19 protein-coding genes and 1 pseudogene are annotated in these 24,327 nt (G+C 57.0%); 6 read left to right on the plus strand and 14 right to left on the minus strand.

Annotated features, from left to right (window positions below; genetic code table 11):
• Positions 1–30 precede the first annotated feature (30 nt).
• From AC2444_RS16300 to AC2444_RS16315, 4 genes are all read right to left on the minus strand, one after another.
• Complete coding sequence (locus AC2444_RS16300; RefSeq protein ID WP_012758613.1) at positions 31–726, minus strand: SGNH/GDSL hydrolase family protein; 696 nt, start codon at positions 724–726, stop codon at positions 31–33.
• A gap of 143 nt (positions 727–869) precedes the next feature.
• A complete protein-coding gene (locus AC2444_RS16305; RefSeq protein WP_012758614.1) occupies positions 870–2,177 on the minus strand; it encodes an HlyD family type I secretion periplasmic adaptor subunit in 1,308 nt (435 codons plus the stop codon).
• Between the two features lie 15 nt (positions 2,178–2,192).
• On the minus strand, positions 2,193–3,959 hold the full coding sequence (locus tag AC2444_RS16310; RefSeq protein ID WP_012758615.1) for a type I secretion system permease/ATPase: 1,767 nt from the start codon (positions 3,957–3,959) through the stop codon (positions 2,193–2,195).
• A gap of 476 nt (positions 3,960–4,435) precedes the next feature.
• Complete coding sequence (locus AC2444_RS16315; RefSeq protein ID WP_012758616.1) at positions 4,436–6,049, minus strand: right-handed parallel beta-helix repeat-containing protein; 1,614 nt, start codon at positions 6,047–6,049, stop codon at positions 4,436–4,438.
• Between the two features lie 687 nt (positions 6,050–6,736).
• Between AC2444_RS16315 and rapA2 the strand changes: the two genes are divergently transcribed.
• Positions 6,737–7,435 carry a calcium-binding lectin RapA2 gene (rapA2, locus tag AC2444_RS16320; RefSeq protein ID WP_012758617.1) on the plus strand — a complete coding sequence of 233 codons (699 nt, stop codon included), beginning with the start codon at positions 6,737–6,739 and terminating at the stop codon, positions 7,433–7,435.
• Between the two features lie 147 nt (positions 7,436–7,582).
• On the opposite strand, the gene AC2444_RS16325 is transcribed toward rapA2, so the two are convergent.
• From AC2444_RS16325 to AC2444_RS16345, 5 genes are all read right to left on the minus strand, one after another.
• Complete coding sequence (locus AC2444_RS16325) at positions 7,583–8,287, minus strand: hypothetical protein (protein ID WP_012758618.1); 705 nt, start codon at positions 8,285–8,287, stop codon at positions 7,583–7,585.
• The gene (locus AC2444_RS16330) at positions 8,287–10,563 is read right to left on the minus strand and encodes a polysaccharide biosynthesis tyrosine autokinase (protein WP_003561870.1); all 2,277 of its coding nucleotides are present in this window, start codon (positions 10,561–10,563) and stop codon (positions 8,287–8,289) included. Before AC2444_RS16330 ends, AC2444_RS16325 begins: the two co-directional genes overlap by 1 nt.
• Before the next feature lie 51 nt (positions 10,564–10,614).
• Positions 10,615–11,319, minus strand: coding sequence for a hypothetical protein (locus AC2444_RS16335; RefSeq protein WP_012758619.1), 705 nt, complete (start codon positions 11,317–11,319; stop codon positions 10,615–10,617).
• A 78-nt stretch (positions 11,320–11,397) separates the two neighbouring features.
• The gene (locus AC2444_RS16340) at positions 11,398–12,609 is read right to left on the minus strand and encodes a polysaccharide biosynthesis/export family protein (protein ID WP_050563528.1); all 1,212 of its coding nucleotides are present in this window, start codon (positions 12,607–12,609) and stop codon (positions 11,398–11,400) included.
• A 289-nt stretch (positions 12,610–12,898) separates the two neighbouring features.
• A complete protein-coding gene (locus tag AC2444_RS16345; RefSeq protein ID WP_012758621.1) occupies positions 12,899–14,323 on the minus strand; it encodes an O-antigen ligase family protein in 1,425 nt (474 codons plus the stop codon).
• Positions 14,324–14,631: 308 nt separating this feature from the next.
• Here AC2444_RS16345 and AC2444_RS16350 point away from each other — a divergent pair, with 308 nt between their 5' ends.
• Complete coding sequence (locus tag AC2444_RS16350; protein ID WP_487762896.1) at positions 14,632–15,228, plus strand: transglutaminase-like cysteine peptidase; 597 nt, start codon at positions 14,632–14,634, stop codon at positions 15,226–15,228.
• A gap of 268 nt (positions 15,229–15,496) precedes the next feature.
• Complete coding sequence (locus AC2444_RS16355; protein WP_012758623.1) at positions 15,497–16,825, plus strand: UDP-glucose dehydrogenase family protein; 1,329 nt, start codon at positions 15,497–15,499, stop codon at positions 16,823–16,825.
• Positions 16,826–16,939: 114 nt separating this feature from the next.
• On the opposite strand, the gene AC2444_RS16360 is transcribed toward AC2444_RS16355, so the two are convergent.
• Complete coding sequence (locus AC2444_RS16360) at positions 16,940–17,731, minus strand: metallophosphoesterase (RefSeq protein WP_041935568.1); 792 nt, start codon at positions 17,729–17,731, stop codon at positions 16,940–16,942.
• A gap of 95 nt (positions 17,732–17,826) precedes the next feature.
• A pseudogene (locus tag AC2444_RS16365) lies at positions 17,827–18,063 on the minus strand (TolC family protein); the annotation flags it as partial.
• Between the two features lie 348 nt (positions 18,064–18,411).
• On the opposite strand from AC2444_RS16365, the gene AC2444_RS16370 reads away from it, so the two are divergent.
• On the plus strand, positions 18,412–18,654 hold the full coding sequence (locus tag AC2444_RS16370) for a KTSC domain-containing protein (protein ID WP_012758625.1): 243 nt from the start codon (positions 18,412–18,414) through the stop codon (positions 18,652–18,654).
• Between the two features lie 101 nt (positions 18,655–18,755).
• Here the strand turns inward: AC2444_RS16370 and AC2444_RS16375 are convergent, their stop codons facing one another.
• The 3 genes from AC2444_RS16375 to ung form a co-directional block, all read right to left on the minus strand.
• A complete protein-coding gene (locus AC2444_RS16375; RefSeq protein WP_012758626.1) occupies positions 18,756–19,361 on the minus strand; it encodes an alpha/beta hydrolase in 606 nt (201 codons plus the stop codon).
• Between the two features lie 11 nt (positions 19,362–19,372).
• On the minus strand, positions 19,373–20,305 hold the full coding sequence (locus AC2444_RS16380) for a VOC family protein (RefSeq protein ID WP_012758627.1): 933 nt from the start codon (positions 20,303–20,305) through the stop codon (positions 19,373–19,375).
• Between the two features lie 189 nt (positions 20,306–20,494).
• On the minus strand, positions 20,495–21,196 hold the full coding sequence (gene ung / locus AC2444_RS16385) for a uracil-DNA glycosylase (RefSeq protein WP_012758628.1): 702 nt from the start codon (positions 21,194–21,196) through the stop codon (positions 20,495–20,497).
• A 236-nt stretch (positions 21,197–21,432) separates the two neighbouring features.
• On the opposite strand from ung, the gene AC2444_RS16390 reads away from it, so the two are divergent.
• Both AC2444_RS16390 and AC2444_RS16395 read left to right on the plus strand, forming a co-directional pair.
• Entirely contained in the window at positions 21,433–22,857 is a 1,425-nt protein-coding gene (locus AC2444_RS16390) for a phosphomannomutase (protein WP_012758629.1), read from the plus strand.
• Between the two features lie 39 nt (positions 22,858–22,896).
• Positions 22,897–24,324, plus strand: coding sequence for a mannose-1-phosphate guanylyltransferase/mannose-6-phosphate isomerase (locus AC2444_RS16395; protein ID WP_012758630.1), 1,428 nt, complete (start codon positions 22,897–22,899; stop codon positions 24,322–24,324).
• Positions 24,325–24,327: the final 3 nt, after the last annotated feature.

The raw sequence follows: 24,327 nt of genomic DNA on the forward strand, positions 1-24,327 counted from the left end.
ATAGACTTTGACGCTGACGAGCGAATATTTTCATTCTCCGCAATTTTTGCCGGCGATACGTTTGATGAGTTCAGGCGCGATGATTTTGGAGGCCATGTCGGGCTGAGGATGCCCGCCATCAGGAATCGCCGTGGCCAGATCATCCGGCGTCAGACGCTCCCAGTTGGGCCGGTGGTCGACAAACTCCAGACCACGTTTTTCCGCCTCTGCCTGATGGGCTGAGACATAACTGTCGACAAAGGGACGGATCAGCCCACGCAATCCTGAAAATGGATTCATGGCCATGACAATGATCCGCGCTTGCGGCAGGCGCTGCCGGAGCTGGTCGAGGATATCGCCGATATTCTTTCGGCTTTGCGCAAGCGACACGAACCGATGCAATGTCGCATCGTTGGCATAGAGTTCAATCAGGATGATATCCGGCTGCGTGGCAATGACGCGATCAACTTGGGCAAGGCCCCATAGTGACGTCTCGCCGCTCTTTGCAACGCTCTCGACTTTCACGGGCCTTTGCAGGCAGGCTGAAAGCCCTGTCTCAAGAGCGGACTGCCATCCCCCGCGGGCCGTCAAGGACGTTCCGAAAGCCACTATTTTCAGCGGTTGTGGACTATCGGCATGGCCGCTTTTGACCGCTGAAAACATCACCAGACACGCCAGAAACAGAACCAATCCATAAACCGGTCGCCTCGCAGTCGGCCCGGCTCGCCAAGGCAGCAAACACATCATGGGGAGACCTTGCAGCAGGCTTGTGACAATTTCGTGAAACGGCCGATCATGCCCTTTCGAGCAAGGCGAAACTATCCAACCTCACCTTGGCGGATGGCTGCTTTGGGACGCCGAGGATATTAACGACGTGAAACAGCCGCCAATCACTCCTGGCGAAATACGTGCTGCATCTGATCGGTCAGCGGCTTCGTCAGATAGGATATTACGGTCCGGTCGCCGATCTTGATAAAGACCTCGGCCGGCATGCCCGGATAGAGCTTTATCGTCTTCATCCTGGCAATGCTTTCAGCCTTCGGCTTGACGCGCAGCGGATAGTAACTGATGCCTGTGCGCTCATCCTTGACGATATCGGGCGCGATCGAGGTAATCTCACCGCTCACATCAGGCGTCGTGCGTTGATCGAAAGCGCTGAAACGCACATCGACGGACTGGCCGACGTGAACCTGGTCAATATCGCGGGTGGCGACTTTCGCCTCGACCATAAGTTCGTTATTTTCGGGAACGACGAGCATCAACGTCTGACCGGGATCAATGACACCATTGACGGTGTGAACCGAAAGTTCGTGAACTCGCCCCGTCAACGGTGCGGTAATGTCGAGACGGTGCAGCTGATCGAGCGCCGTTCCGCGGCGCTCTTCATATTCGGCGATCTGCGCCTCGACGTCGGTCAGGTCCTTTGCGATCTCCGAACGACGATCCTCATCCAGCTGGATCGACTGGCGATCGATCTCGATTGCCTTACCCTCGGCCTCCGCCTTAGCTGCGATTTCCTGGCCGCTATTGCCCTGGAGATCGGCGCGGGCGCGCTTGAGCGTATTCAAACGCTGAAGCGTGACGAGCCCCTTCTTGTAGAGCGTATCAATGCCCTCGAGCTCCTGTTCGATCAAGCCCAAGGCATCGTTGGTGGCATTGATCTGAACGACCAACCCCTTTACCTGCTCGCCCAGTTGGTCCTTGCGCGATGCCAACTGGCTCTTCATTCCGATAAGCGCCGTCCTGCGACTGTCGAACAACTTCTGCTCGCCATCGAGAAGCTTCGCCGCGGAGGTGCTGGAAGTCAGATCGCTGATGTTTTCCTCGACCTCGAACGAATCGGCGCCGATTCGTTCCGCCTTCAGACGGGCGCGGCGTGCATAAAGCTGAGCGAGCGTGCTTTCGACAATCGAGAGGTTCGCTCTTGTCGTCGTCCCATCGAGCCGTATCAGCACCTGCCCTGCCGTCACATGGTCGTTTTCGGAGACTAGCAATTCCGACACGATACCGCCTGTCAGGTGCTGGACCTTCTTGACATCACCGTCGACGACGATCACGCCCTCGCCGATGACTGCGCTCGAAAGCTCTGTCGTCGCCGCCCAACCGCCAATGCCGCAAACGAGGGCTATCGACAACACACCGACAACGGCAACATGCCGATTGAGGGAGCGTTTCGATTCACTGATAACTTTATTCACAATCTTCCCTCTGGCCTATTCGGCCGCATTCATGCCGTCGACCACGACTTTAAGCTGAGCCACGCGCTCGGCAATCGGCGTGCGCGCCGCTTCCGGCCGGCTGACCCTTGCGAGAACTTCCTCTTTGGGACCGAACGCGATCATGCGGCCATCCTGCATCATCAGCACGAAGTCGCAGACCGCCAGAACGCCGGACCGATGTGCGATGACAACGACAATGCCGCCGCGTGCACGCACGCTCATGATCGCGGCACTCAGCGCCCGCTCGCCTTCCTCGTCGAGATTGGAGTTCGGTTCGTCGAGCACGACGAGGAATGGTTCGCCGTAAAGCGCTCTTGCAAGCGCGATACGCTGCCTCTGGCCGGCTGAAAGCGCGGCACCACCTTCGCCGATTTCGGTTTCATAACCGTTCGGCAGACGAAGAATGAGATCGTGAACACGCGCCGCCCTCGCTGCGGCAACCACCGTCTCTGGCGACATTTCCTTCGCGAAACGGCAGATATTCTGCGCGACGGTCCCCGAGAAAAGCTCCACATCCTGCGGGAGATAACCAATATGCCGGCCAAGTGCGTCACCGTCCCACTGGTCGAGTGCCGCGCCATCGAGGCGAATGGATCCTCTGACTGTCGGCCAGATGCCCATCATCGCCCGCGCCAGCGACGACTTACCCGAGGCACTGTAACCAATGACCCCAAGCGCGCTCCCTGCCCGTAAGCCGAAGCTGACATCGGAGATGACCAGGCGCTGGCCCGCTGGCGGTCCGCTTGCCAAGCCCTCGACGGTGACTTGCTTGGTGGGAGCCGCGAGCGCAAGGGGGGCTGGAATCTCAGGAATGGTTTTCAGCAGGCTCGAAAGCCGCGCCCAACTCTGCTGGGCAGAAACGAAACCACGCCAATTTCCGATCGCCGCTTCGACAGGCGCCAGGGCGCGAGAGGTCAATATCGAGCCGGCGATGATAATTCCCGAAGAAGCCTGTCCTTGGATGACCAGAATTGCGCCGGTCGCGAGCGTTCCCGATTGCAAAGCAATACGGAAAATCTTCGACAAGGTGGCATACCCATTGCCGACATCCGATGCCTGCCGGGTGATCGTCCGGTATTCACTGTTCTTGCGGTCCCAGATCTCGGCCATCGTACCCGCCATGCCCATGGCGTGAATGACCTCGGAATTGCGGATCGAGGTCTGCGCAAAGGCATTTCGCATATTGGCGGAGTCAGACTGCTTTTTTGAGAGCGTACGCGTTCCCTGATTGGTCAGGAAGGTCAGAATGGCGAGAACCAGCGATCCACCGATCGCGATATATCCGATCGCCGGATGAAAGAGGAAGCAGATCACGATATAAAACGGCAACCAGGGCAGATCGAACATCGCCGTCGGGCCCATGCCGGACAGGAAGGTTCTGATCTGGTCGAAGTCGCGCAGCGGCTGAAGCCCGTCGCCGCCGATCTTGACCTTCAACGGAGCCTTGATCAGCGCCCGGAACACACGTCCGTTTACCATCTCGTCAAGCGCGCCGGCAACACGCACGAGCATCCTGCTTCGCAGAACCTCGAACGCTCCTTGGAAGACGTAAAGCATTAATGCAAGTATTGCCAGGACCGCCAGCGAGGGTATGCTTTTGCTGGGGATGACCCGGTCATACACCTCAAGCATAAAAAATGAACTTGTAAGATAGAGGATATTGATAAGCGCGCTTGCTATTCCAATGAAGACAAGTCCCCCCTTGCATTTCCTCAATGCTTTGGATGGCTCGCTGACATCAGCTGCTGAACTCTGAAACACGAAGTAATCCCTCTCTTACCGCATCGCACGAAAGCAAATATGCCCGCGCACACTCTAGCTCCGGGTCCATCACGCCCGATCAATGACACGACTGCCTTGGACCCCGACACGGCGCCGGACCCGCTTGCAAGCCCACGACCTATTACATGAATCCAACCAAAAAGTGACCAAAAATTCCAATTTATAACGAGCGGTTTCAGGGATTCTGACTTGACGCTACGCTAAATATACCAACCTAAGCAAGTGAAAATCGCAAATTGCCCAACAACGGCGCAGAGGAATGAACGCGTGGCGCGCATATGGGCGACGTTTACTGAGGCATTAACTATAAATTCAATCTATAGTTCATTTTTCCTATGAACGGCGGAAATATTTTTTTATCCGCATCTCCCCGGCCTTCGACCGCCGACACCCCTTCATCATCAAGCTTTCAAGTGTTGAACAGCGGGGCCGGCGCTCTCTAAATTTGGCGTGATTCAAACCAGCAGGTGCGACGCTTGGCTGCTATGGAACGCGTCCACATTGATATACACGCCGAGCGAGTCGGTATCGATGTGAGAAGCGCCGTCAGAAATCTTGTATTGGAAGGATTCACTGACCTTTCCGCTGAGACCGGCGATTTTCACCGCATCGACGGTATAGGTGTAATCACCATCGCTCTCCACGTGGATGACGCCGTATTTCCCGGTCAGCGTCAGGCCATGCTTATCCACTGCACTGTCACCGAAGCGACGAAGCAGCACGGTTCCATTGATTGCGCTATCGTTTTCGAGAAGGTTGCCATGATAGGCGCTGCCCGTGTCCGTGGAGATTTTCAGGCTGTCATGGGCTGCGACAATCCTGGGAACGGCGACGGTGGGTGCGGTCGGAACCTGCGCTTCGGCCGCGGGCGCCGGAGTGCTTGTCTGCGTCGGTGTTGACGGTTCGACATACGGCTCCACAACCGGCGTGGTAGGCGTCTGCTCATTGTTGGACTGGGTGTTGCCAGTCGCAGCGTCGACTTCGGCCTGCGCTTGCTCCAGCGTCTTATTGTCGTTGATCGAGAAGGTGCTCTGGAGGACAATTGCGACCGGCATCGTCAACGTCGACACCGCGCTGTCGATGATATTATCATAGAAAGAGCCGGATGCAGGCCTGTCGACCTTCAGCGCCGAGGACGACAGGTCGTCAAAGACATTACCATAAATATCGATATCGGTGCGTGTATAACTTGGGTAACCTGCAGCGCTGATCGACACGCCCCAGACGCCGTCATGGATATAGTTTCCACTGATATCGTAATTTGTCGCATTGCCCTGATCGCCAAGGCCGATACCGTAGGACCAACTATAGCCGCCGTATCCCGAGATGTCGTTGTCGTGGATGGCGATATTCGTGCCCGCGTTGGCACCTATCCCGAAACCGCCGCCGATCACGGTGTTGTCCTCGACCGCTGCATCCACAGCCCGAACAAGCACCAGGACGCCCTTTGCGCTATTGGTCTCCGTCTGCTCTAGGTGGTTACCCTTGATCAGGATATTGCTGCTGTCGTTCAACTGAACGGCGTCTGCCGCAGCGCCCTGGCTGTTGATGACCAGATTATTAACGATGGTAACGCCAATCACTTTATCCATCCAGATGCCGTCTCCATTTACCCCGGAAATCTTGCTGTTCTCGATGGTAATGTTCTGGCTGCTCTGGAAATTGACGGAACCGGGCTTGCCGGCAAGTCCGGTATTTTCGACCTCGACGTTGCGGACGGTCCAGTTGGAGACATTTCCCGCATATATCGCCGCACCCCCGGTATCAGCAATCTTGATGTTCTCCACGATGATGTTTGAAGCCTTCGAGCCGTGGATACCGTCATTGCTGCTGTGAATAACCGGCGCATCGCCAACGCCGTAACTGCCAATTGTAATCGGAGAACTGACAGTGCCGGAGTATTTCAGGTCGAATTGCTCGTTAAACACGCTTCCGGCGGCAAGCAGCACGCTGTCTCCCGGCTTTAGCCTCAGGGATTCGACAGCGGAAAGCGTCGCGAAAGCCGACTGCTCGCTCACTCCACTGTTCTGATTGGATCCTGTTGCCGAATTTACATAGTAGACGGTCACGCCGTGATCTCCCAAAGATACTGGAAAATCTTTTAACCGCGGACCTCTCTCTGCCTGCTAAAATGGAACACTAAAATGCGTTCTATCTCGCGATAATTCTTAAGCTGACCACAAAACATCTTCATTTCTTGAATATTTTGCATTGCAACAAAATTGCGTCGCACAGTTAGGTGCGATGTTACCAAATATCTCTAGTGTAAATAAAATTACTCTCCACGCATCGCGTATTAGTTTACGCCAATTGCGCCTCGAGAGAAGCATTACTTGATAAACAAATGTTACAAAATCATGGCACCAGTTACTTCGTCGAAAAGCAGGCGCCGGTGCGGGAGCCGAAGCAAGATTGAGTTTTCACGCTGTAACCCATAGTGATTATATCAACATCTCATCTGCGCATCAGAACCGCAACGTATTCTTATAAATTGCCCCTGAATAAACATTCTTCTCCTCTGAAGAAACAGAGGTCCGCATCTGCCATTTGCACTTTCACTTATTATTAACGCAATAATTACCATGCGTTTCATCGCCTTATGCGTGTTACAGGTGTGTCATTATTGTACTATACACCCGAATATGTTCACTTGCTGTTAACTGCACCCTTGACTCTCTGTATTAAGATATCCTTAATCGACCAGCTCGCTAAAGGTCAGAATTGACTTAGCAAAGAATAATTCAAGGAGAGAACTGATGGCTGTTCACGCAACCGACGATAGTGCAACATTCCTGGAAACCGACGCCATTTCAGGAAATCTGCTTTCCAACGATTCATCCGATAACGGACACTTGTTCCTGCGCGCCTTCGACGGCGCGAGCGTAGGCGCCAAGAGCGGCAACAGCCAGGTCACCGAGATCCAGGGCGACTACGGCACCTTCTTCGTTAAGCCCGATGGCAGCTACACCTATGTGCTAAGCGATGCTGCCAAGGTCAACTTCACCAATGGTGAGTTGCTCCAGGAGAAAGTCGCGTACAAGATCTCCGACGGCAGCGGTCATACCGATGTCGGCCTGTTCACCCTGAACATTCAGGGCGTAACCCAGGTAAAGCCGATCGCGGTCGACGACCACTACAGCTTCACCGAAGGCGACGCCATCGGCGGCAACGCTCTGGACAACGACATTGCCGGCGACAATGGTCATCTCTTCCTCCGTCAGTTCGGCACCACGACCGTAAACGGCGACCCGAGCGCAACGACCGACGTCGCCGGCACCTATGGCACGTTCCATGTAAAAGCGGATGGATCATTCACCTATGATCTGGCAGTAGATGTTGCTCCGGGCGATCACGTCACGGAAACCATCCAGTTCTACAAAATCTCCGACGGCGAAGGCCACACCGACGCCGGTGTTCTGACGCTCAACATCAATGGCGCGGACGCAGAAGTCTGATCGTCAATAGCCAATCAAAAACACGCCCGCAGCGAAGACGGCGGGCGTTGTTTTGTGCAAGTTGAGTCGCGTCAAGAGAAAGAGCCATGGGTGCTCAGCCTGTTGGCAACGAACTCGGAACAGTCTTTAAAAACCTGTCTCGATGATTTACTTGCTGCAGCGCTGTCGGAACCGCGCCGTCGCGGCCTCTCCAACGCTCGTCCAGCTTCGATCGAAGATCGGGCGAAGCTGTGGGCTGATCTCTCTTATCGTGGCATTGACCCTGCAACGATCGCCCCGTTTCAGCATGGTCATGAGATCGCTATCGAGCGCGCGCGCTGCCGCGGCGAGTGTTGCATTGGTGAAATCGTTCCAGAAATAAAATCGCGTCAGGATCATCACCTGGTCATACGGCGCAAGCGCAACCGAACGCTTCATCATTCCCGCGATCGAGGCCGGCTCTTCCGCAATTGTCGACTGCACAGCCGCAAGACGAAGCCAAAAATTGCTGTTCGTCGGCATACACGAAAGCGCATGCCGCAGATATTGGCGCGCACTCGAGGCCGCAGCGGCCCAGCCGTCGTAATTGACATTGACATTCTGCCGATCGAGTTGCGCCAGAACGAGGGTTACGCCAGCAGCCACGATGTCGGATCGGCAATAGTGTCCGTCAACGACGTCGACACTGCGCGACGCATATTTGGTCACGACATCATCCGCAACGGTCTCGCCACGCTCGATCCTTTCGGCGACGATCGAGATGCTGGCCGTTCTTATCGAAGCGTAGAGCTCTCGACCGGCCAGCACCACCAAGACGACGCTGACGATAACGAAGGCGATCCTGGTAATCGAAACGGACTGACTGCGGAACATCAGCTTTCGGTATAGTATCGCGAATAACGCTTATAATAGTATTCGCTCGAACCGAATGTCCGGTAGAGTTTCATCTGCGACGGGTCGACCTTGGTCAAGATAGTACCGACGCACTTCGCATAGAGTTCCGGCTCGGACAGCAGGGTCGACTGCACGACCTTGCGCGATGTCTTTCCCCACTCGATAACGAAAACCACCGCATCGAGTTTCGAATTGATAGCGCGCGCATCCACGACCGGCGCCAAGGGCGGTAGGTCGACGATAATATAGTCGAAGCTTTGACGCGCCGTTTCAAGAAGCTGATCCATGCCGCGTGAGGCAAGCAGTTCCGACGAATGCGGAACACGATACCTTGCCACCGTCGGCAAAAATGCCAGCTTTGTCTTGGGATCGAGAAGGATCAGGTCCTTGAGCGGACGGCTGTCGACGATCGCCTCGAGCAAGCCGGCCTCGGCATGGCGGCCGATCGCCCGGGTGGCACCGGGATTGCGCATATCGCCATCGATAAGCAGGCAACGCGCACCCTGCATTGCCAGAAGCTTGGCGAAATTGATGGATGTCGTCGACTTCCCCTCGCCAGGCAAGCTCGACACGACGCCGATGACCTTGCAGCGCTGATCGGCAGCACTGAGGTCGATCGCAATCTTGGCGCTTCGAAGCGTCTCGGCAAATGCCGAGAGTGGATGCTCCTCGACATAGGTCGTCGTCTTTCCGCCCCTGGCGATGCTTCGCGGATTGCTGGGATCAACGAGCGTCGGATCGTCGACGTTATTTTCAATCAGCGGCATGACCCCGAGAGACTCGACATCAAGCACGTCCCGGACATCATCGCCGGTGCGGAAGAACCGATCTCGGAATTCGCGGAAGGCCGCTATACCACTGCCAAATGCACATCCTACGAACATCGCGAAAGCAACAACGAGAGCTCTCTTCGGAGCGCTCGGCTTCGTCGGCGTCTCCGCCGTCGTGATGATGCGCGCAGCGGTAATCGGAAAGCTCTGCTGCTGAATTGCTTCCTGGTAGCGCGTCAAGAAGCTCTGATAGAGATTCTTGTAGGTATCGCGCGTGCGCTCGAGCTCGCGAAGCTGTACCTGCGTTTCGCCAGCCGTTGCGGCTACGCCCGTCGCCTGTGTAACACTGTCGCGCAAAGAGTTTTCCCGCGATTTTGCGACCTGCAGCTCGCTTTGGTAGCTCTCGGCGATGCGGTTCAACTCATCGAACATGAGCCTTTTATATTCTTCCATTTCCGCACGAAGCCGAACCGCCTGGACGTGATCGGGACCGAGCCGCGCCTCAATTTCGGTCTCAAGCTTGGAAGCCTCCAGATATTTCTTGCGCAGGTCGTTGGAAATGGAGCTGTCGAGCACATCCGTGACGATCGCATCGGTCTGCTTGGCGTCGATGATCGACTTGACGCGCGCATACCGTGCCTCGGCCTTTGCCGTCTCGGCCTGCGCATTGATCAATTGCGTATTGATCTCGGAAAGCTGCTGCTCGCTGATCAGCGTACCGGATCCGGCCTCGACAAGCCCATGCTCGCCGCGGAATTTCTGAACCGCAAGGTCGGTGTCCAGCGCCTGCTGCCGGAGTTCTTCGATGCGCTCCTGCAGCCATTGGCCGGCCCGGCGCGTCGCCTCGTATTTCGAATTGAGCTTGTCGACCAGATAGACGTCGGCGATCCCAGCCGCGATATCACGCGCTAGGTCCGGCGACTGCGCTGTATAACTGACATCGAGGACGTAGGAGCGGCCGACGCGTTCGACATCGATATTGCCTGCGACAGTCTCGGCAGCGCCTCGCCGCCTCATTTCCGGATCAGGTGCGACGGCTGCGTCATCGGCAAACCACGACCGAAAATTCATAAAGGATTTCAACGTTGAAACAGAAAAAAGCGAGCTTTTCGGTCCCATGAACTCCGGATTGTCGACGAGTTTCAGCTTGTCGACAACAGCATAGGCGATGGTGTCGGACTTCAACAGCTCGACCTGACTGAGGACAGTACCTTCGTCATCGTCCATCTGGCCGAACGCCGCCAGCTGGTTGATCACCTGACTATCGCTGCGGTCGATCAGCACGCTGGTGTCGGCGGTGTAGACAGGCACCGAAGTCAAGACATACACAATGCCGAGAATGGCAAAGGCGAAACCGCACGCCGCAACCATCCGCCACTGTCGGCGGGCGATTGCGATGAGCTTGTCGAAATCGATGAAATCAGCATCATTTCCGGTATCGCGGGAGGGGTCGATACGCGGCGTAAGTTTATCTGGCGATAGCAATTTCGATCTCCAACAAAGGCGTCAAGCGCTAAGATCTAAGGGCAATTCCAGCTATTGTATGACCGGGACACTCTGACTCGTCGACTCCGTCGGGTCGGTAGACGACTGGCCTCCCGCTCCGGTGCTGACGATCGTCGTCGTTGAAGTCGACGATGAATCATCCGAGCCGGCATTCGAAACCTTCAGCGTACCCGCAGTCGTCGCAGCGCCGTCGAACGGCGTACCATCGTCCGCTCCAGGCCCGGTTTGTCCAACTTGCCCGTCATTGCCAATGCCCGATGCGGCGGCGGCACTTGCACCCGGGCCGAGCGCCGCGGTCCCGCCTTCGGCAAGGACCTTTGCAAAGGCTGCAAGCAGCGGCGCCAGGTTCGGATCAGCGCTCGCCGCGTCGGCAACAGCCTTTTCGATCGCTAGCTTGAATTGCGGATCCGTCACCTGGCAGCTGTTTGCAGCCCGCCCGAGACCGGAGCCGATCGCCGCCATCTGTACGGCGTTAGCCTTCTTGGCCTGCTCGATCACCGGCGACAGCGCATCATTACTGCTTCCGACCAGCGCGCGAACACGCGAGGACAGAACCAACGGATCGGACATGTCGAGCAGGACGGCGGGGCTAGCCGTAAACCCGCTTATATCGACGGATGTCAGATTTGCCGGTCCTAGGCAGGCTGCCGCAAAGGCGCTTGAATTCATGCCGACATACATCGCGACGGCAATTCCGCTATATGCAAGCTTACGATAAACAGCCGATCTTGCCATAACCACAATTTCCTTCATCAAATCCGCTATAAGCCTCCGGCATCGATCATTCAGACCGATGCCGGCGACCTATTTCAATCAATTTCCAAGATCCTGTACCGCGTTACGGGTATCATTCGCATCGTCGGTCACTCCGGAAACAGTGGATGATACCGAGTTCACGATGTCAAGGAACTTGACCAGTTCAACAGAGTCCGAATTGGAAATATAGATAATATCCTTGTCTTCCATCTTGAACTGCTGAACAGCAAACAAGGTTGCCGGGTCACGCATGTTCGCACGGATGATCACTGGAACCATTTCACTCGCAAATCTCGTCGTGTCCACGTGCATCGCTTGAACCGTTTTCTTCGGGACAAGACGATAGAGCAAGACCTGAGCCGGATCGGCGCGGTCGTCGCGCAGGCCGCCCGCCTTGGCGATTGCCTCTCCAAGGGTCAGGTTAGACTCTTCGAAATCGAAGCGGCCACTGGTGCCTGCGGCGCCGAGCATAAGAAAGGTACGGCGCTCATGATCGATCGAGATCGTATCATCCGGTGCGACATAGATATTTTCGGCCGGGTTCTTCAACAGCGTGGTGTAGGCGACGGTTGCCGTCTTGCCGCGGCGCTGCAGCGTCACATTCGTTTCGATATTGTTGGTCGTCAAACCGCCCGCGGCGGAAATGACATCGAGAACACGCTCACCCGCCGGGCTGATCTCAACGCGCTGCGGATTGTTGACATCGCCGAGGATGGCAACCTGACTGGAGCGGCTTGTCGTTGTCGTAATAACTACCTGCGGTTCGATCGCGCGGCTCGCCAGGCGATCCTCGACGTCCTGCTCTACGGTCTCCTTCAGGCGACCGGCAGCCGGAACCCGACCCGCATAGGGAATTGTGATCGTTCCGTTTCTATCGATGGTCTGCTCTGGCAGCGAGATGTAATTGCCGGGTCGGCTACCTGCATCGGACGGAATGAAGAGACCGCCGGACTGAGCTTCGAAGATGGCAACCGAAACGACATCGCCGTAACCGAGTGGAATTTCGGGCGCCCCGCCTCGGCCACCACCAAACCCTTTGAACGAGGTCGGCTGGGGAGCGGTAAAATACGACAGAACGTTCTTGCTGAGATCAACCAGGGCGTAGTCGATACCGACACGACGTTCCTTCGTCGTCACTTTCACCGCTGCATCTCGATCAACGTCTTTGTGATCGGGACCGGATCTTGGTAACGACGTGCAGCTTGCCAATATAGTCGTCAGCGCTACAACAATGGCGACGCGTGTACTACCGATACGAGAACAACCCATAGAATACCCTGTGTTGACGCCCTTGAAGCTACTGCCCCGCGATCTGACAAAATACAAGACAATCCCCGATCAATAACACTGAAAGCCGATTAACAATCCCCTAACTGTGGCAGGCTGGCAACGCCGAGCCCCTTAGGAAGCGAAAAACGACTTCGGCCCGACTTTTCTTGCGTCGCAACAATCCGAAGGCTGCACCCGCTATAAAATTTCTTGGGTTTCAGAGTCAACCGTTCGCACCTGCACAATCGATCTTTTCCGAAAATCTTATTAAAATCCATCCATTTAAACTTTACGTGGTTAACGGCCGCTCATATGCCATGTCCGCCTCTCCGTTGCTACGCCCGAGACATATCGCGACAACCGCACTCAGGAAGGCGGAGTAAAACACAGCAAAACCCGGTATCTGCAGCGAAAAATCGACCGCCGCATGAAGGGCGACCAAAACGGTCGCCGCTAGGCCAAGAAGAACATAGTGCCTGAGACGCCGTCTTTGGGCGAGCCCGTGCCAGAACACTCTGGCAAGCACCGACAAGGCAAGGACTGTCGCAATCGGGAACAATATTCCGAGGCCCAGAAATCCTTCGAGATAGAAATTATGCGCACGGTCGAAGACTCCAAAAATACCGCAAGCCGGATCGCGGTAGGCGGAAAACACGGTCCGGAAGGTTCCGAGCCCCGTTCCCGTCAACCAATGATCCGAGACGGCACGCCATATGCCCGGCAGAATGCAAAACCGATCGTCATCCTCGAGTCGCCGCTCTTGCGCACGCAAAATCGCCTGGCCCGCAAACACGGTCAGCAACAGTACGACGAAAGCAATCGCCGAGAGGAGCTTCAGCAGCGAACGCCATCTTGGCGCCGGTCTCAGATGACGCCTCGAGCCGTTCCAATTAATGACAAGCCATGGAAAATAGACGAGAGCGGCAACAAAGGTCGCAAATATCCCGGCGCGCGAGCGGCTCAGCATCAGCGCGGTGAAGCATGCGCATAAGAACAGGATATAGATCCACGATCTCAAGAGGAGAGCGTTTCGGCCCGGCTCGCCGGGCGGATACTTCGAATAGGCTCGGGTAATATCCCTGACCAAGGTCAGCATCAGCAGCGTTCCAAGCCCGAGGAAGGTCGCAGCAGTATTACGGTTGACGAAGACCGCAGTCAGGCTGTCGAGGTAGGCGTGTTTTTCGACGACGATCAAAATTTTGGGAAACAGCAAAAACTGCATCAGGCCGAAAACAGCGATGATACCCGCCGTAAGCCCGAGCCCGGTGAGCACTTTCCTCGCGCGCTGATCGGTATCGCATAAGAGAAGCCCGGTCAGGAACGTGACGAAAGGCAGCGCGACCCAGAGGATCGACGCGAGCGTGTCGGCCGGTTCGACCGAGATCGCCGCGGACTGGGCACCTGCAAGGTCACGCGCAGCATTCCAGGCGGGATTCGCCAACCAATTGGCGGGCAGTTCGGTGGTTTGGATGAACGCCCAGCCCGCCAGGACGACGAGTAGAAACAAAGCGATACTGAAAACCCATCTGCTTTGTCTCGGCTCTCTAAACAGCAATCCCGAAATGATGGCGAGGACAAACATCCCGATCGCGGCGAAGGCGAAGGGAAAGGGTGTAACGCTCCCGAACGGTATGAGCGTCAATATAACGAGGCCGATGAAGGCAAAAAGCAAAACCTCTCGCAAGACCCGCTTATTGATGAGGTTGGAGAACATGTGAATTCGTTTACCAGAGTAGGCAGCGACCAAAGCCATTGCAACCAAAGAGATTAATTTACTCGTACTAACATAAGTTGAACATCAAGCACTTGCGTGCTAAAGTGTAACAGAATTCCACATCGTTTAAAATTGTCGCGAAAGGTTTAAGCCAATCGAGACAAGGCCCGGCTATGCTCCTTCCAAGCAGCAGAAACGGGACAGATATTCTGCGCCCAATACTTGGCAGATCATCAGATCGCCATGCCATTGACCGAGAAAAAAGGCAAGCCTGATCTCAATCGGTTGTCCTGACAGGGATTTAAGAGATGAAGAAAACATTCGTTACACTTCTGGCACTGGCCCTTACAGCAGGCAATGCGTGCTCGGCATTTGCCGCCGGTCCCGCAGGTTTTGCCCGCGGTCTGACCGGTAATTCGGCGGTCAGTTATATCTCTGAAAAAGGCAAGATCATTCCGCCTTTCGCCCAGGTGCTGTTCTGCGCCCAGAACCCGACCGAATGCCGCGACAACAACGGTTTGGCGGTCGTTGCGATGACCGACAAGCAAATGCTGCAACTGAATGACGTCAACACCGCCGTCAATCGCACGATGGTCGGCCGGAACGACTCCCGCAACGAACTGAATGGCGACGTCTGGAAGGTAAATGGCAGCGGCGACTGCGAAGATTTCGCGTTGACCAAGCGCAGCCGGCTAATCGCGATGGGCTGGTCGTCGCGCGCTTTGCGGATCGCGACGGCATATACGCCCTCCGGTGAAGGACATGCGGTCCTCGTCGTCAGGACCGACAGGGGCGATCTCGTCCTCGACAACCGGAAAAGTAGCATCAAGAACTGGCGCGATACCGATCTGCGCTGGGACAAGATTCAATCGGGAACAGACCCCTACGTCTGGTATCGGCTATAACAGCCGAGGCAGCGACATAGACTGATTGATCCAGTTTCCGGATTGAAGTCGAGCCTGCTCTGACGAGCCGCTCGACTTGTCATATCGCCCACACAAACCTATGTTTTGGCTATCGACGGGGCAGCGCGCGGTAAGCTGCGGTGCCCGGAGTTCGATTTCCGATATGGGTACCAGGCGATCTTCGGTATTGTCTTTTCGTCCAGATTAACTATGACGAACTCATGCTGCGACGCAGCATGACGTTCTACTCTAATGATTTGAGGGAAATATGCGCATCACGATGATTGGATCAGGCTATGTCGGCCTCGTTTCAGGCGTTTGCTTTGCGGATTTCGGCCACGACGTCATCTGCGTCGACAAGGATCTGAGTAAGATCGAAGCCCTTCGCGAAGGCCGCATTCCGATCTACGAGCCGGGTCTGGAACAATTGGTCGCCGAAAATACCAGCACCGGCCGACTGTCGTTTTCGACGGATGTCGGCGAAAGTGTCCGCAGCGCCGATGTCGTGTTCATCGCAGTCGGCACGCCGTCCCGGCGCGGCGACGGCCACGCAGACCTTTCCTATGTCTATGCCGCTGCACGCGAGATTGCCACCTATGTGGAAGGCTTCACGGTCATCGTCACCAAGTCGACCGTGCCGGTCGGCACGGGAGACGAGGTCGAGCGCATCATGCGCGAAACCAATCCTGCGGCGGATGTCGCCGTCGTTTCCAATCCGGAATTCCTGCGTGAAGGTGCGGCGATCGAAGACTTCAAGCGGCCCGACCGTATCGTCATCGGGCTGAACGACGACCGGGCGCGCGAAACCATGACCGAGGTCTACCGCCCGCTCTATCTCAACCAGGCCCCCTTGGTCTTCACCACCCGCCGCACCTCGGAACTGATCAAATATGCGGCCAATGCCTTCCTCGCAATGAAGATCACCTTCATCAACGAGATCGCCGATCTCTGCGAACGGGTCGACGCAAACGTCCAGGACGTTTCGCGCGGAATCGGTCTCGACGGCCGTATCGGCTCCAAGTTCCTGCATGCCGGCCCGGGTTACGGCGGTTCGTGCTTCCCCAAGGATACGCTTGCCCTTGCCAAGACGGCGCAGGATTACGACGCGCCGATGCGTCTCATCGAGACGACGATCTCGATCAATGACAACCGCAAGCGGGCAATGGGACGCAAAGTCATTTCGGCCGTCGGCGGAGACATTCGCGGCAAGAAGATCGCGATCCTCGGCCTGACCTTCAAGCCGAACACCGACGATATGCGCGACAGCCCGGCGATCGCAGTCATCCAGACCCTGCAGGACAACGGAGCCGAAGTGGTTGGCTACGATCCCGAGGGCATGGAAAACGCCCGTAAGGTGATCGAGAACATCGAATATGCGAGCGGCCCTTATGAAGCAGCCGCTGGTGCGGATGCGCTTGTCATCGTCACCGAATGGAACCAGTTCCGCGCGCTCGATTTCAATCGCTTGAAGCAGTCGATGCGCGCTCCGATCCTGGTCGATCTGCGCAATATCTACCGCAGCGACGAGGTCCGCAAACACGGCTTTACCTATACCGGCATCGGCACCAACCTTTATCAGGACGTGACCGGCGCCTGAGATAGCCTGCTGAATATCTGATCGTCCTGACGCCGCGGAGCATAAACCGCGGCGTTTGGTTTTGAGCATGATGCCGAAAGTGCAAGCGTTTCGGACGACACCATGCTCGCCGACTTAAAGAATTCCGACCCGCGTTCCCTTTATCGTCAGCACGGTCAGCCGGCCCGTCGCCGAAACCGCAGTGTCGATGCCGATGCGTTGCGGACCGAATGTCGGGATTCGCGCCGGGGTGTGCCCATGGATCACCAGGACAGGAAGCTGCGGCCCTTCATTCAGGAAGGGCTGACGGATCCACATGAGGTCACTGTCCTTCTGCTTCTTGAGGTCGATGCCCGGCTTGATGCCCGCATGAACAAAGACGACCCTTCCCATCCGCACCATGATCGGCAATGATTCAAGGAATTGGATATGCCGTTCGGGTATCATGTTGCGAATGACGCGGGCGATTGTTTCGCTTCCAGCCGCCGACTGCAGCAGATGCTCGATATCGATACCGTATGAGTGCAGCGTCTCCGTTCCGGCAAAGCCGAGCCATTCGAGAATGCTCGCCGGTTTGCGATAGAGCTTCACCAGCTCCGCGTCATGATTGCCGCACAGGACGAGACGTTGAAACCCCGGCGGCGGGGTCTTGCTCAGGAACTCCAGCACCGCGCTCGAATCGGGCCCGCGATCGACATAATCGCCGAGCATGACGATGAGTTTCGGTCCCGGAATGCGCGCGGCATCCTGCTCGATGCGGCGATGTGCCTCAACGAGTTCATTATAACAGCCGTGAACATCGCTCATCGCGTAGACCGCAGCGAATTCGCCTTCGGCAAACGTCAGCCGAGCGCGTTTTTTACGGTTGCCAGCCAGTATCTGTATCTGTTGTCGCCATGGCCCTAGATAGTTAAACATGGAACCCATTTATGAGACCCGACCGAATGGCGGGTTGTCGGAAATAATCCATCTCTTATCATCGCTGCAACGGCATGAGGCTCAGTGTTCATAAGAATTTGGCCTGATCGCGGCCCACCGAAGTTGTAACCGGAACCAATTGCCACATTCAGAGTGACATAGTCCTTCGCCATTTGCTGCACCGCCTGCGGCAGGTTGGTCTGACTGGTCGCGGCCGAACGCTGCGCATCCAGCACATCAAGCACATCAAGCACATCAAGCAAGGATGATCGTCCATCCTTGTGGCTCCCGATTGAAAGCGCAAGAGTCTCCTGCGTGGTCTTCATTTGAGCGCGCAGCGCCTGCGACTCGGCAACACCGATATTGGTCGTTGCAGCGGCGAGGTCTTGCGGATGTAATCATTCATACTTGGGAGGGTGCTGCGGTTAATATTACGCTATAGTTTGCTATATGATGGTTAATCCGACGTTAAACCGGCGATTATTGCGTTTCTCGCGACGTTATCGGCTAATATTCCCCAAATGGAGGAGCCACGGGTATCGGATATCCACAGGCGAGACCTTCGGAAAAGCTGCAAAAATCAACCATAACGAGAGCCATCAGGGAAAAATAAACGTTAAAGAAGATGATGCTTGACGCCCCCGCGGCGCAGCATGATGATGGCGCGTTGCGAGTGTGAATGACATTTCTTGATCAGGAATCTCAGATCCAAAACTGCGGGGTGCAAAGTGGAAACTGCGGTTGATTCGAAACTTATCGAGGCGATCACCTACGACGAAGACAGCCGGCATCTACGGGTCTATCTGACCAACGGTCAGAGGCGAGAATATGAAGGCGTTCCCAAGGGCGTCGTCGTCGGGTTGACGATGGCGGAATCACCGGGAAATTTCTACATGAAGGCAATCAGGGGCAAATATCCTCCTCGCCCCTAATGTCCTATCGATCACGACGATAGGATCATTGTTCCAGCAAAGATGCGGGACCGGCATTCCCGGTCCCGCAATCATTTTCCCGCCGAGCGGCGGTGCACACGTCAATAACGGCCGAGAAAATCGCGGACCGCATCGATCTCGAGCGGCGCAATCTCGTGACCGCCGGGATGCCAGACCGTCCTGACCTCCGCCCCTCGGTTTTTCAGATGTTCGGACAGCGCCTCGGTCATGGAGACAGGCGCAATCGGGTCTCGCTGCCCGGCCGTCATCAGCACCTTTCTTCCCGCCAGCGGCGACTGGGCTTCGGGTTGAAACGGAATGAGCGGGTGCATCAGAACCGCGGCATCGAAGATACCCTTCTCGATCAGGACATTGGCAAGAATATTTGCGCCATTCGAAAAACCCAGGCCGAGAATATTGGAAGCCTGGTACTCGTCCGCGAATGCCTTGACGTAGGCGGCCATCTTCTCCGTCACCCGGGAAAGGTCGGGCATGTCGTAGACCCCCTCCCCGGTGCGGCGAAAGAACCGCGCCGCGCCGTGTTCGGAAACATCGCCGCGCGGCGAGAGAATCGTCGCTTCGGGCAGCAGGTGCCGACCGAAGTCGAAAAACTGGTTCTCGTCGCCACCCGTGCCGTGCAGCACCAGCAGGATGGGTTTATCAGGTGCACCGGCATGCAGCCGGTGCACATATCCGGTTTCGGTCATATCGCCTCTCCTTACGCTTCGAGCGGCTGCAGGTGCTGCTCGAGCAGCGCGCGAAGATGGGCGTGCTGCTGCGGCAGTTTCAGGGCTTCGCCGAGATGAGCCGTATCCTCGTCGCGGTCGAAGCCAGGTTCATTGGTCGCGACCTCGAACAGCACGCCGCCCGGCGTGCGGAAATAGATCGCCCAGAAATAATCGCGGTCGATCACCGGCGTGACCTGATAGCCGGTGTCCATCAGTGCCTTGCGCACTTCGAGCTGCTTCTCGCGGTTTTCGACGGCGAAGGCGACATGGTGGACGGAGCCGGCGCCGGGAAGCGCGCGGGCAATGTTCGGCATGGTCTCGAGATCGATGAGATGCGCGCCATTGCCGGAGGGCATGATCAGCCGCCTGACGCCGTCCCTTTCCTCGGCGACCTCATAGCCCATGAACTTCAGGAGTTCGGCCGTTGCGCCCTCGTCCCTCAGCCGCATGGCGACGGAGTGGAAGCCACGAATGGCATGGTCCTCGCTGATGCCGCCATGTGTCCAGGACTGGCGGGTATCATCCTCGACCTCGACGAGGGCGAAGCCATCGCCATCGGGGCCGGAAAAATTCAGCCGCATTTCGCCGAAACTTTCCTCGGCCTTCAGGCCGCCGACACCAAGCGCGGCAAGGCGATCGCTCCAGAAGCCGAGCGAACCCTTGGGAACGGAAAACACCGTCGTGCCGACCTCTCCGGTGCCGGGACGGCCCTGCGCCATCTTCGGGAACGGGAAATAGGTCATGACCGTGCCGGGCGCACCGGTCTCGTCACCATAATAGAGGTGATAGACATCAGGCGCGTCGAAATTGACAGTCTTCTTGACGCGGCGCAGGCCGAGCGCATGGGTGAAAAACTGGTTGTTGGTGCGGGCGTCCTGCGCCATCGACGTGACGTGGTGCAGACCCTTGATCTGATCGAGCATGTCAAACCCCTTTCATGCCCGCCGTTGCGGGCTTTCGATGAGGCTAAGATGCGCGCTGAAGCGCCCGTATAACAGACCCGCAGAGCAAAACGCATTGTCTTCTTTTAGTGAACGAACATCGACTTGTGTTCACACTAAAGCATGTCGCGCAAAAGTGTGCAGCAGCGAATCTGAAAGATTGCGTCCCGCTTAGGCCCCATGGGGATCGGCCGGCAATTGCCAGTCGATCGGCGCACGGCCGCGCGACTGCAGGAAGGCATTCGCCTTCGAAAAATGCCCACAGCCGAAAAACCCGTTATGGGCCGAAAGTGGCGAGGGATGCGGCGCTCTGAGCACGAGATGCCGCGTCGTGTCGACGAAGGCGGCCTTGCGTTGGGCATAGGAACCCCAGAGCATGAAGACGACGGATTCGCATTCATCGTTGACCTTGCGGATGACGGCGTCGGTGAAGCGTTCCCACCCCTTGCCCTGATGAGCAGCCGCCTGCCCTTCCTCGACGGTCAGCACGCTGTTCAGCAGGAGTACGCCCTGCTTTGCCCAATGTTCGAGAAAACCGTGACGTGCCGGCGCTATGCCAAGATCCGTCTCCATCTCCTTGTAGATATTGACCAGGGAGGGCGGTATGCGCACGCCCGGCCGGACACTGAAACACAGCCCATGGGCCTGCCCAAGTCCATGATAGGGATCCTGGCCGAGGATGACGGCCTTGACGTTGGAGATCGGCGTCAGATCGAGGGCGCGGAAATATTCGCTGCCCTTGGGGAAAATCCGCTTGCCGACCTCTTTCTGCGTGACGAGGAAGGATTTGAGCTGTTGCATGTAGGGGCTCGAAAACTCCCCCTCCAGCGCGGCCTTCCAGCTCCCCTCGAGACTGATGGATGTATCGCTCATCTAGGAAAATCCTTCGCATATGACGAAACAACGGACACACGGTTCTAACAAAATCGATCTACGCTGCAATGCCTGCCGGCTCGGCAATGGTCTACACCCTCAGAATTCGGTGAGAGAAGATTGCGAGGCTGTCCGAGGCATCGTCGTCCGTATTTAACTATATGATGGCTTTGGTATTTACGCCGGCAGGCGGCCTGAGTAGAACTTTGATGGTGAAATCGGAGCCATGTCTTCCCATGAAATTCGGCACGAGCGGCCTTCGCGGACTTTCCGTCGACCTCAAGGGACGCGCCTCTGCCCTCTACGCCACCGCGTTCGGCAAATATCTGCTGCAGACCGGCAAGGCGCGGGCCGGCGACGTCATTCTGATCGGCCGCGATTTTCGCGATTCAAGCCCTGAAATCTCGGGAAATTGTGCCGGTGCGCTTGCCGCCCTCGGCTTCCGGATCTTCGACTGTGGCACCGTCCCCACACCCGCCCTTGCCCTCTATGGTCTCGAGAGCAAGGCCGCATGCCTGATGGTGACGGGCTCGCATATTCCGGCGGACCGCAACGGCATCAAGTTTTATCGCCCGGATGGTGAGATCGACAAATCGGACGAGGTTGCTATCACCGCATTGGCGGCCGAGATCGAGCGAACCGGTGAAACGGTGGCGCAGGCGCCAGCCGAGACGGAGGAGCATGAAGCGATCTGCCGGCAGCTCTTTTTCGAACGCAATGCAGCCCTGCTTCCGCAGGGCGCGCTGTCCGACATGAAGATCGGTGTCTACCAGCACAGCAGCGTCGCCCGCGACCTGCTGGTTGATGTTCTCGCCCATTACGGCGCCGAGATCACCGCTCTTGGACGTTCGGAGAGTTTCATTCCCGTCGACACCGAAGCCGTTTCAGACGAGACGATCACGCTGATGAAGCGCTGGGTGTCCGAGCACAAGTTCGATGCGATCGTCTCGACCGATGGCGACGGCGACCGTCCGCTGGTCGCAGACGAAACCGGCACGCCGTTGCGCGGCGACCTTCTCGGCCTTGTGGCAGCCAATTTCCTCGACGCCGGCACGGTGGTGACACCGGTTACCTCCAATTCCGGCATCGAGGCCGCGGGCTCTTTCGCCGTGCGGCGCACCCGCGTCGGCTCACCCTTCGTCATTTCAGGCATGGAAGAGGCCGTGGCGGCTGGCAAGGATCATGTCATGGGCTTTGAAGCCAATGGCGGGCTGCTGACCGCAACCGCCTTTGATATCAACGGCCGGAACGTGCGTGCCTTGCCGACACGCGATTGTTTTATCCCGATGCTCGCGATCCTGTCGCTCGCAGCCATCCGCAAGCAGCCGCTTTCGGCCGTTGCCGCCTCCTATCAGCTGCCCTTTGCCGCCGCCGACCGCCTGGAGAATTTTCCGCTGGAGACGAGTGCCGCACTGATGGAACATCTGCGTGCTTCGGACGAAAATCTCTCGGCTTTCCTGCAGCCGATCGGCGAGGTAGCGACGAAATCCGACATCGACGGACTTCGGGTGACGCTGAGAGATGGCGGCATCATTCATTTCCGCCCGTCCGGCAATGCCCCGGAAATGCGCTGCTACACGGAGGCCGGCAGCGAAGCTGCAGCCCTGGAGCTGCTGAATACAGGGCTCAATCGAATAACAGACTGGGCAGGCGCCCGGTAACATGCGACCAACAAGCCGTTTACTTCAAGGAACCCGCCTATGACGCAGAAAATCGTTCCCGTGATCATGGCCGGCGGCAAAGGCACGCGGCTCTGGCCGCTTTCCCGTGCCACCGCACCGAAACAATTCATCCAGTTCGTCGGCGACAAGACGTTGTTTCAGGAAACTCTTGAACGCGTTTCCGATCCCGAGCTCTATGAAGCCCCGATCGTCGTCACCAATGAGGAATTCCGCTTCCTGGTCGCCGAGCAGGCACGCGAGCTTGCCATCCCGCTCGCTGCCGTACTGCTCGAACCGGTCGCCCGCAACACAGCCGCAGCAGTGGCCGCCGCTGCAACGCTCGCTGGCGAGCTGTTCGGCAAGGGCACCATCATCCAGATGCTCGCCTCTGATCACGAAATTCTCGCCGACAAGAGCTATTTCGATTGCATCCGCATCGCCCGCGATGCCGCTGCCGACGGCAGCCTCGTCACTTTCGGCATCAACCCGACTGAGCCGGCGACAGGCTACGGCTATATCGAGATCGGCGATGCCCTCAAAAACGGTGCGCACAAGGTCAAGCGCTTTGTCGAAAAGCCGGCACTTGAGAAGGCCGAGCAGATGCTCGCCGACGGCGGCTTCTACTGGAACTCGGGCATCTTCATGTTCCCGGTGACGGAACTTATCGCCGAACTGCAGGAATATGCACCCGATGTGCTGAAGGCGGCCAGCAAGGCCGTTTCGAAGGCGAGCCGCGACCTTGATTTCACCCGTCTCGACGCCGACCATTTCGCCAAGAGCCCCGATATCTCCATCGATTATGCGATCATGGAAAAGACCTCCAAGGCAGCCGTCGTCCCCTCGCCGTTCAAATGGTCGGACATGGGCAGCTGGGATTCTGTCTGGAAATCAGGCGCCCGCGACGACAACGGCAATGTCGCCGCCGCAAACACCACCGTCGTCAATACCCGCAATTCGCTCGTCATGACCCGTGGTGTGCATCTTGCCGTCCAGGGCATGGAGGATGTCGCCGTTATCGCCAGCGAGGACGCCGTCTATGTCGGACCGCTCAAAGACAGCCAGAATGTCGGACAATTGGTCAAGATGCTGGCGTCTTCTTCCATTACCGCGAAATTCACCGAAACCCATCCGACATCCTATCGACCCTGGGGCGGCTATACCTCGATCTTCAACGGCGACCGCTTCCAGGTGAAGCGTATCTTCGTCACGCCGGGCAAGAAGCTCTCGCTGCAAAAACACCACCATCGTTCCGAACACTGGATCGTCGTCAAGGGAACGGCTGAGGTGACGGTCGGCGAGAACGTGCGGATGCTGCGCGAGAACGAAAGCGTCTACATCCCGCTCGGCGAAGTCCACCGCCTCGCCAACCCCGGCAAGATTCTTCTCGAGCTCATCGAGGTTCAGACGGGCTCCTATCTCGGCGAGGACGACATCATCCGTATCGTCGATGAGTTTGGAAGAACGTAAATC

This window comes from Rhizobium sp. WSM1328 (assembly GCF_057653715.1).

What these genes read in the sequence shown, in the direction of transcription:
- AC2444_RS16300 (WP_012758613.1), bottom strand. Translation starts at nt 726, where the DNA reads ATGATGTGTTTGCTGCCTTGGCGAGCCGGGCCGACTGCGAGGCGACCG.
- rapA2 (WP_012758617.1), top strand. Translation starts at nt 6,737, where the DNA reads ATGGCTGTTCACGCAACCGACGATAGTGCAACATTCCTGGAAACCGAC.
- AC2444_RS16325 (WP_012758618.1), bottom strand. Translation starts at nt 8,287, where the DNA reads ATGTTCCGCAGTCAGTCCGTTTCGATTACCAGGATCGCCTTCGTTATC.
- AC2444_RS16335 (WP_012758619.1), bottom strand. Translation starts at nt 11,319, where the DNA reads ATGGCAAGATCGGCTGTTTATCGTAAGCTTGCATATAGCGGAATTGCC.
- AC2444_RS16340 (WP_050563528.1), bottom strand. Translation starts at nt 12,609, where the DNA reads ATGGGTTGTTCTCGTATCGGTAGTACACGCGTCGCCATTGTTGTAGCG.
- AC2444_RS16345 (WP_012758621.1), bottom strand. Translation starts at nt 14,323, where the DNA reads ATGTTCTCCAACCTCATCAATAAGCGGGTCTTGCGAGAGGTTTTGCTT.
- AC2444_RS16350 (WP_487762896.1), top strand. Translation starts at nt 14,632, where the DNA reads ATGAAGAAAACATTCGTTACACTTCTGGCACTGGCCCTTACAGCAGGC.
- AC2444_RS16355 (WP_012758623.1), top strand. Translation starts at nt 15,497, where the DNA reads ATGCGCATCACGATGATTGGATCAGGCTATGTCGGCCTCGTTTCAGGC.
- AC2444_RS16360 (WP_041935568.1), bottom strand. Translation starts at nt 17,731, where the DNA reads ATGGGTTCCATGTTTAACTATCTAGGGCCATGGCGACAACAGATACAG.
- AC2444_RS16375 (WP_012758626.1), bottom strand. Translation starts at nt 19,361, where the DNA reads ATGACCGAAACCGGATATGTGCACCGGCTGCATGCCGGTGCACCTGAT.
- AC2444_RS16380 (WP_012758627.1), bottom strand. Translation starts at nt 20,305, where the DNA reads ATGCTCGATCAGATCAAGGGTCTGCACCACGTCACGTCGATGGCGCAG.
- ung (WP_012758628.1), bottom strand. Translation starts at nt 21,196, where the DNA reads ATGAGCGATACATCCATCAGTCTCGAGGGGAGCTGGAAGGCCGCGCTG.
- AC2444_RS16390 (WP_012758629.1), top strand. Translation starts at nt 21,433, where the DNA reads ATGAAATTCGGCACGAGCGGCCTTCGCGGACTTTCCGTCGACCTCAAG.
- AC2444_RS16395 (WP_012758630.1), top strand. Translation starts at nt 22,897, where the DNA reads ATGACGCAGAAAATCGTTCCCGTGATCATGGCCGGCGGCAAAGGCACG.